Source organism: Nostoc sp. UHCC 0251 (assembly GCF_034932245.1).
In the GTDB taxonomy this organism is placed as follows: domain Bacteria; phylum Cyanobacteriota; class Cyanobacteriia; order Cyanobacteriales; family Nostocaceae; genus Nostoc.
Genome location: NZ_JAYGHD010000529.1, coordinates 1 through 1,723, shown reverse-complemented (window position 1 = coordinate 1,723; position 1,723 = coordinate 1). Strand labels below are relative to the sequence as shown.

The following is a 1,723-nucleotide window of genomic DNA, read 5'->3' as shown; positions in this document are numbered from 1 at the left end:
TCTTCAATACATATCAAGATACCTTCTTCATTTACACCATATTTTAGCCACATTGCCACACCATTATTGAATAGTTAAAGTTGCTCTTACAAGTGTGCTTCAACTTTTAAAAAATGTGTCTATCTTCTGGTCTAATCTATTAATAATTTGAAAAATATAAGTGTAATGGAGTCAAGCGACACCAAATAGCCCACCATAGGCATCGCTTTTCCTCTAAGAAAAACTCTAAGCGATCGCTTCATATTTTAAATATCCAATTAATTCGTATAAATTAATACTGCAAATTATCGAGCGAGGAAAACTCAATAACTCAACTTTCCAAGCTTTGAATCTCAAGAATGGGAAATCGTCAACGGCGGGGCAGAGGTGATTTTAGCAGATTGGGGTGCGTAGTTTACCGCCGCAGGGGAAACTAGAGTATAAACTCACTCTGAACAAGAATTCTGGCTACTAGGAATATTACGAAACTTCGCAATATCTATAATACTTAGGGTATTCCGAAGTTTCCCACAATTGTTAGGGCGTGTCAGTTTTTATGTTTGAACAACAAAGAGACAATATACTTCATGCTAAACAGTTAGCAAGTGTTGCTTTACAAAAATCAGATCCCTCGTCCTGGTTTGAAGTTTTATATGCCGAAGCTCAAGGTGATGCAACACAAATTCCTTGGGCAAAGTTAGCTCCTCATCCTTATCTACAAGATTGGTTGACGAATCATCAACCGCTTGCTTCTGGACAAAAGGCGCTAGTCATTGGTTGCGGCTTGGGAGACGATGCCGAAGCTTTAGCTCATCAAGGGTTTGAAGTAACCGCCTTTGATATTTCACGAAGCGCGATCGCTTGGTGTCAAGAGCGATTTCCAAATTCGACTGTTAACTATGTAGTTGCAGATTTATTAGCAATTCCCCCACAATGGCATCAAGCCTTTGACTTTGTTTTTGAATGTCGTAATATTCAGTCTCTGCCGTTAAATGTGCGTTCTTGCGTTATTTCTTCAGTTACCTCTGTACTTGCTCCTGGTGGAACGCTGTTGATGATTACTCGTGTTCGAGACACAGAAGCTGAACCGGATGGCCCACCTTGGCCATTATCAGACTCGGAACTCAAACAGTTTGAAAATGTGGGATTACAGCAAGTAGAAAAACTTGAGTTTTTAGAATCTGAGCTTGACGTTAAGCAAGTGCGAATTGAATATCAAAGACCATAATTCTTTGATATCCTCTGAGCGCTAACCGCTTATATTAATGGATACCCCAAAATTTCTTAGAGGAAAAAAGGAAAGTGAAGACGTTGGCGATCGCCTTACTCCAAAGCGATCGCACTCCTAAACCCGTTAACAGGTTTACTCGATTCAGTTCTGGGAGATAATCAGCTAGTCGGTACGCTCCCGTAATACCCTTGGAACCCAACCAACTAAACCTATTCCCATCTGTAACGCCCACACCAGCACGTAGAGCAGAGGCGCTGGTGATGAGTGCTGATGCGCTGCTGAAGTGGAAATCTCAGATTTTTGAATATCAGCAGAAGGTGAGAGAGAACAAACCACCTGAGCAGGTGACACTGTTTGACCTTGCACCCAACCACTGCGGCCCAGACCGGATTGATCCGTTGCAGTTACAGGTGCGATCGCTTTCGTTCTGGAGGATGCCAGCAGACAGCCCAGGAGAAGCGTGTCTGTACTTTGTTGTTGACTCTGCGGCTGGACTAGTGCTGTATGTGGGGG

At 42.7% G+C, this 1,723-nt stretch carries 2 protein-coding genes and 1 pseudogene; 2 read left to right on the top strand and 1 reads right to left on the bottom strand.

The genetic code is table 11. From position 1 onward, the window contains the following. The first annotated feature begins 535 nt into the window (after window positions 1-535). The gene (locus tag VB740_RS36605; protein ID WP_323204696.1) at window positions 536-1,207 is read left to right on the top strand and encodes a class I SAM-dependent methyltransferase; all 672 of its coding nucleotides are present in this window, start codon (window positions 536-538) and stop codon (window positions 1,205-1,207) included. Window positions 1,208-1,241: 34 nt separating this feature from the next. On the opposite strand, the gene VB740_RS36600 is transcribed toward VB740_RS36605, so the two are convergent. After that, a complete protein-coding gene (locus tag VB740_RS36600; RefSeq protein ID WP_323204695.1) occupies window positions 1,242-1,409 on the bottom strand; it encodes a hypothetical protein in 168 nt (55 codons plus the stop codon). Between VB740_RS36600 and VB740_RS36595 the strand changes: the two are divergent. Then, a pseudogene (locus tag VB740_RS36595) lies at window positions 1,399-1,723 on the top strand (GIY-YIG nuclease family protein); the annotation flags it as partial. The gene VB740_RS36600 and the pseudogene VB740_RS36595 overlap by 11 nt on opposite strands.